The sequence below is a fragment of the Caballeronia sp. genome, assembly GCF_028292365.1.
Lineage (GTDB): Bacteria > Pseudomonadota > Gammaproteobacteria > Burkholderiales > Burkholderiaceae > Caballeronia.
This window is the reverse complement of sequence record NZ_JAQGMM010000419.1, coordinates 1-5351: the sequence shown is the minus strand read 5'-3', so window position 1 is coordinate 5351 and position 5351 is coordinate 1. Positions and strand designations below refer to the sequence as shown.

Below are 5351 nucleotides of genomic sequence, written 5' to 3'. Positions count from 1 at the left end.
GTGAACAGCAGGTCGACGTTCGCGTGCTCGAAGTTGTAGGTGGATTGCTCGACTTCGTTCTGGTGATACACGTCGCCATAGGTCAGGCGCCGGAGTTCGCGGCCGTTCGGGCCTTCCTCTTCCCATTCGGTCCAGACGAGGTCGTAGACGTTCTCCACTTTCTGCAGATACATGGCGAGCCGTTCGAGACCGTAGGTGATCTCACCGAGCACCGGCTTGCAGTCAATACCGCCGACTTGCTGGAAGTACGTGAACTGCGTCACTTCCATGCCGTTCAGCCAGACTTCCCAGCCGAGACCCCATGCGCCGAGCGTTGGGTTTTCCCAGTCGTCTTCGACAAAACGCACGTCGTTTTGCTTCAGGTCGAAGCCGAGCGCTTCAAGCGAGCCGAGGTACAGGTCCAGAATATTTTCCGGCGCGGGTTTCAGCACCACTTGGTATTGGTAGTAGTGCTGCAGGCGGTTCGGGTTGTCGCCGTAACGGCCGTCCTTCGGACGCCGTGACGGCTGCACATAGGCTGCTCGCCATGGTTCCGGGCCGATCGCGCGCAGGAACGTGTGCACGTGCGAGGTGCCCGCGCCGACTTCCATGTCGATCGGTTGAAGAAGCGCGCAACCCTTGTTGTCCCAATAGGATTGCAGCGTCAGGATGATTTGCTGAAAAGTGAGCATGAATGCCTTTGAAGCGTGCCTTCGAAGCTTGAGCCGGTGAGCCGGCGCGCGGCCGAAGCGGACCGGAAAAATGCACCGGCCGGAGGGCTAAAACGTTGAATTTTAGCGGGAATGAGGGTCTTGCGCGACTTTTCGGGGGTGAACGGCGGACTCATCGGCCATTCGGCCGGTAAAAGCGGGGATTATCCGTCGAGCCGTTTCGTCATGGGCACGCAATCCATGGTCAGGCCGCGCGGCGAACGGTATGGCGTGATTTCTTCGCCTTCGAAACCGAGTGAGCGATAGAACGGCGCCGCGTTCAGCGTGGAGTCGAGCTTGAGTTCCTGGAGCTCTCGCGATCGGGCGAGTGTTTCCAGATGACGCATCATTGCCGCACCAATGCCACGTTTCATATACGCCGGATGGACAAAAATTGCATCGATTTTGCCCGTCGCTAGGTCGATCATGCCGGTGCCTGCGACATGCCCGTCAACGGTTGCCACGAGGAAACGCTCTTCTACGGCATCGGCGAACGCTCTCGATGCCGTGCCGCCGGTCCATTGTTCCAGTTGGTCCAACGGATACACGTTCGCGCATTCACTCATCACGGCGGCGCGGCGGATCTCCCACGCGGCGTCCGCGTCGGCTCGCATGGCTTTGCGGATCGCGAACCGGGCCAGCTCAGGACTTTTTGCGGCCATTATCGTCAGGTTTGTTGCGGCCATTCTTTCCCGGCGCGAACGCGAATCCGAACGCCAGCAGCAACAGCGACACCATGATCACGGTGATGTTGCCGCTCGTCACATACGGCGTACGGCCGGATGTGCCCTGGACGGTGGCATCTAGCGAGCCGACTGTGTACACGGGCAGCCGCGCCACCACAGCGCCATTTGCCGCGATCACCGCGGTTGTGCCCGTGTTGGTCGAACGCAGCATGGGGCGGCCGGTTTCGATCGAACGCATGCGGGCCATTTGCAAATGCTGATCCAGCGCAATGGTGTCGCCGAACCATGCAAGATTCGTCGAGTTCACCAGGATGCCCGCAGGCGCTTCCTGTTCGCGAATCGTCCGTGCAATCTCTTCACCGAAAATGTCTTCGTAGCAGATATCGACGGCAATCGGCTGGTTGTGCACGAAGAACGATTTCTGCACCGGCGGACCGCGCCCGAGATCGCCGAGCGGAATGCCCATGAGGGCCACGAACCAATGGAAACCCTCCGGCACGAACTCGCCGAATGGCACGAGATGATGTTTGTCATAGCGGTACACGTCGCGCTGATTCGGCGTGATGCCGAACAGGCTGTTCGTGTAGCCGGTTACGCGGCCTTCCGAGGCAGTGACACCGATAGCGCCAAACAGGATGGATGAATGGGTTGTGTCGGAGAAATTGCGCAGCGCTAGTGCCAAGTCCGGGGGCACCTGGACGGCAAGTACGGGAAACGCGGTTTCCGGCGTGACGATCAGATCCGCAGGCTTCTCGGTGATCAGCTTTTTATACAACGCCAGCGATTGATCCACGCCTTCCTGCTCGAACTTCATCTCCTGCTTCACGTTGCCTTGCAGCAGCCTGACGGTGAGCGGCGCGTTGGCTGGGGTTGTCCATTCGACTAGTGACAGCAACATACCGGACGCGAGTAGCAGCACTGCCACGATGAACGGCGCAAGGCGCGCAGCCTTTGACGGTTCAAGTGCGGCTGTGTTGCGCCTGAAGCCGTAGAACCCTTGCACGAGCAACGCCGCCACCAGCCCTAGCACCCAACCCACGCCGTACACGCCCGCCACAGATCCAAACCCCGCCAACGGGCCATCGACTTGCGCATACCCGCTCGCAAGCCACGGGAAGCCGGTGAACACAAGGCCGCGCAACCACTCGCCCAGGGCCCATGCGCTCGCAAAGGCAAACGCGCCGTGCCACGTAGGCACGAAGCGCGGTTCATCAACGGGCACAGCAGTTGAAGAGCCGTTGTCGTCATAACGCGCACGGCCCGCGCACAGTGACCAAACCACGCCCGCCAACGCCGGATAGATCGCGAGATACATTGAAAACAACGCGACGGCCGCAGCCGCCAGCGGCGCCGCCATGCCACCGTAGTCGTGCATGCTGACATACAGCCACCACACACCCGTGACGAAGTTGCCAAAGCCAAATGCCCAGCCCGTCAACGCCGCACTTTTCCAGCCATTGGTGCGCGTAAGCCATGCGAAGAACAGCGTGAAGATCACCAGTTCGACCCAACCGCCGTGCGGCGTAGGCGCAAACGAAAGCGTATTCGCGGCACCCAGTACGGCCGCGACGAGGTAATGCCAGAACGGCAAGGACTGAGCCGTGCCAGCGCGGTTTTCAGCGGGCATTGGCCGGGAGCCGTGCCGGGAGGTGACAGGAGACGAAGAGTCGGCCATGGATTACGAGGTCGGCAGAAAGTAAGCGAATGACGGAGCGTGACCGGCGCTCGTCATGTCACGAAAAAGGCGCAAAACGCCTGCATGGCGGTTCGGCACGCCGCTGCTGCTGCAATTGAACGCGTAGTGTGAACACGCTGTGTTACAGGCTTAAGCAAGTCAGGGCCGCTTGGCGTGCCACCTTGTTCTCTATTGAGATCGAACCGGATCAGACGTGTTCAATCGCGTTCGTCGTCGTGATCGCTGTCACGGTGGTTGCGTGAATTGCCGTCGAGCACGTTCATATTCGGTGCACGCCGTACACGCAGCACGTGGATCTGGCGGGCGTCGCCGCGCATGATCTCAAACACGAAGTCGTCAATCCGCACCTTCTCTCCACGATGCGGCACGCGTCCGAACCGATGCGTGACGAGTCCGCCGATAGTGTCGACTTCGTCGTCGGAGTAATGCGTGCCGAATTGTTCGTTGAACTGCTCGATGCCCGTCAGCGCACGCACACGATGCGCGCCATCCGGTGTCGCGATGATGTTGCCGGCTTCTTCGTCGAAGTCGTATTCGTCTTCGATGTCGCCAACAATCTGTTCCAGCACGTCTTCAATCGTGATCAGTCCGGCCACGCCGCCGTATTCATCGACCACGATGGCGATGTGATTCCGGTTCACGCGGAAATCGTGCAGCAATACGTTCAGGCGTTTCGATTCGGGGATGAACACAGCAGGGCGCAGCATGCCGCGGACATCGAATTCTTCTTCGTGGTAATAGCGCAGCAAGTCTTTTGCAAGCAGCACGCCGATCACGTTGTCACGGTTGCTTTCGAATACCGGATAGCGCGAGTGCGCTTTTTCGAGCATGAACGGAATGAATTGCTCGGGCGTTTCGGAAATGTTGATGGCGTCCATCTGGGCACGCGGAATCATGATGTCGCGCGCGCAGAGTTCCGAAACCTGGAACACGCCTTCAATCATGGAGAGCGAATCCGCGTCGAGCAGATTGCGTTCGTGGGCGTCCTGAAGGACTTCCAGCAATTCGTCGCGCGATTCAGGTTCGTGCGAGATGAAATCGGTCAGGCGCTCAAGCAGCGTGCGCTTTTCCGGCGGTTTGTCGGTGTGTCGTCGACTGGGATAGGCGTCGTTCATAGTGGGGCGCCCGGATTGTTCCGGACGCGAAATTTCGGAAAGTTAAGAATACACCAAGGAAAATTCGCGCCAATTCGGGCCGGCACGAAGACGTTCAAATCTCGTAGAAACATCGTAACTGATAAATATCGGCGGAGTATGTCGAGCCAGTGACGTTAGCCGATCGGTCGCGTTTAAGTAAGTTACCAGGCATTCGGAGCAGTTTTATGCGTGCTTTTAACGCATGCCGCCACGCTCATTCCTGCGACGAATTGGCATCTCGCCAGCAGCGCTGCAACAGCGCTTCGAGCTGCCGGTCCGGCATGCCGCATTCGCGCAGCGCCTCGACCGTACGGCTGACGTATTCGAGCGTGGTGCCGTATCGGCCGGTGGCGCAGCCGAGCACGTGGCGCACCATCGGGTCGGCGAGCTTGCCGGTGTAGGTGGACGCCTCGCGCCGCATCACAAACGCCAGCGCCTCCACGCGGCGGCCGTCCACCAGCGTGCACGGCAACCACGCGACGCGATACGAATTCATTGCCATTTCGCGTCGCCACAGCACGTCGAGGTGCGGCTCCGCGCCTTCGGCGGCCAGCCGGAACGCCATGCCTGAGCATGAACCGCCGCGATCCAGCGCCAGCACGAGCCCAGGCTGCTCAGGCGTGCCGCGATTCACGCGCGACCACAAATACAGTCCGCGATGATAACCGTGCACCTTGCTGCGCACCGTTTCCACGGCAGGCAAGCCCGGGTTCCAGATCAGCGAGCCATAGCCGAACAGCCAGAGATCCGTCTTGCGATCCCACTGCGCCAACGCTTTTTCACGCGATGCCGCGAGTTCCTCGTCGGTGAGAAGACGCGACTCCTCGAACACCGGTGGATAGTGGTCGGGAATCTGTGAAGGCAGTTCCTTCATCAGTTCAGGAAGCGGGGAAGGGTCGTCAGTCACGGCTTAGTTGGGCGGCAACGGCAGGTAAGGATCGGTGAAACCGAGCTTTTGCATGATGCCGGTTTCGATCGATTCCATTTCTTCCGCTTCCGCTGAATCTTCATGATCGTAGCCCTGAGCATGCAGCGTACCGTGCACGATCAGATGCGCGTAATGCGCGGCGAGCGGCTTGTTCTGTTCGCGCGCCTCGCGTTCCACTACCGGACAGCACAGCACCAGGTCGCCCGTGACCGGATC

At 60.0% G+C, this 5351-nt stretch carries 6 protein-coding genes; all 6 read right to left on the bottom strand.

What is annotated here, in order from left to right:
• On the bottom strand, positions 1–671 hold a 671-nt coding region (locus JWR14_RS25145; protein WP_299713674.1), incomplete at its 3' end, for a glycine--tRNA ligase subunit alpha.
• A 182-nt stretch (positions 672–853) separates the two neighbouring features.
• Positions 854–1303 carry a GNAT family N-acetyltransferase gene (locus JWR14_RS25140; RefSeq protein ID WP_299713671.1) on the bottom strand — a complete coding sequence of 150 codons (450 nt, stop codon included), beginning with the start codon at positions 1301–1303 and terminating at the stop codon, positions 854–856.
• Between the two features lie 28 nt (positions 1304–1331).
• Positions 1332–3050, bottom strand: a complete 1719-nt coding sequence (lnt, locus tag JWR14_RS25135; protein WP_299713668.1) for an apolipoprotein N-acyltransferase — start codon at positions 3048–3050, stop codon at positions 1332–1334.
• Positions 3051–3268: 218 nt separating this feature from the next.
• The gene (locus JWR14_RS25130; RefSeq protein ID WP_299713665.1) at positions 3269–4186 is read right to left on the bottom strand and encodes a transporter associated domain-containing protein; all 918 of its coding nucleotides are present in this window, start codon (positions 4184–4186) and stop codon (positions 3269–3271) included.
• Between the two features lie 235 nt (positions 4187–4421).
• Positions 4422–5081 carry a gamma-glutamylcyclotransferase gene (locus JWR14_RS25125; protein WP_299713677.1) on the bottom strand — a complete coding sequence of 220 codons (660 nt, stop codon included), beginning with the start codon at positions 5079–5081 and terminating at the stop codon, positions 4422–4424.
• Positions 5082–5117: 36 nt separating this feature from the next.
• The coding region (gene ybeY, locus JWR14_RS25120) for an rRNA maturation RNase YbeY (RefSeq protein WP_299713662.1) at positions 5118–5351 on the bottom strand (234 nt) is incomplete at its 5' end.

Excerpts from the sequence above, each read along its gene's own strand:
- JWR14_RS25125 (WP_299713677.1), bottom strand. The coding sequence starts at position 5,081 with ATGAAGGAACTGCCTTCACAGATTCCCGACCACTATCCACCGGTGTTC.
- lnt (WP_299713668.1), bottom strand. The coding sequence starts at position 3,050 with ATGGCCGACTCTTCGTCTCCTGTCACCTCCCGGCACGGCTCCCGGCCA.
- JWR14_RS25130 (WP_299713665.1), bottom strand. The coding sequence starts at position 4,186 with ATGAACGACGCCTATCCCAGTCGACGACACACCGACAAACCGCCGGAA.
- JWR14_RS25140 (WP_299713671.1), bottom strand. The coding sequence starts at position 1,303 with ATGCGAGCCGACGCGGACGCCGCGTGGGAGATCCGCCGCGCCGCCGTG.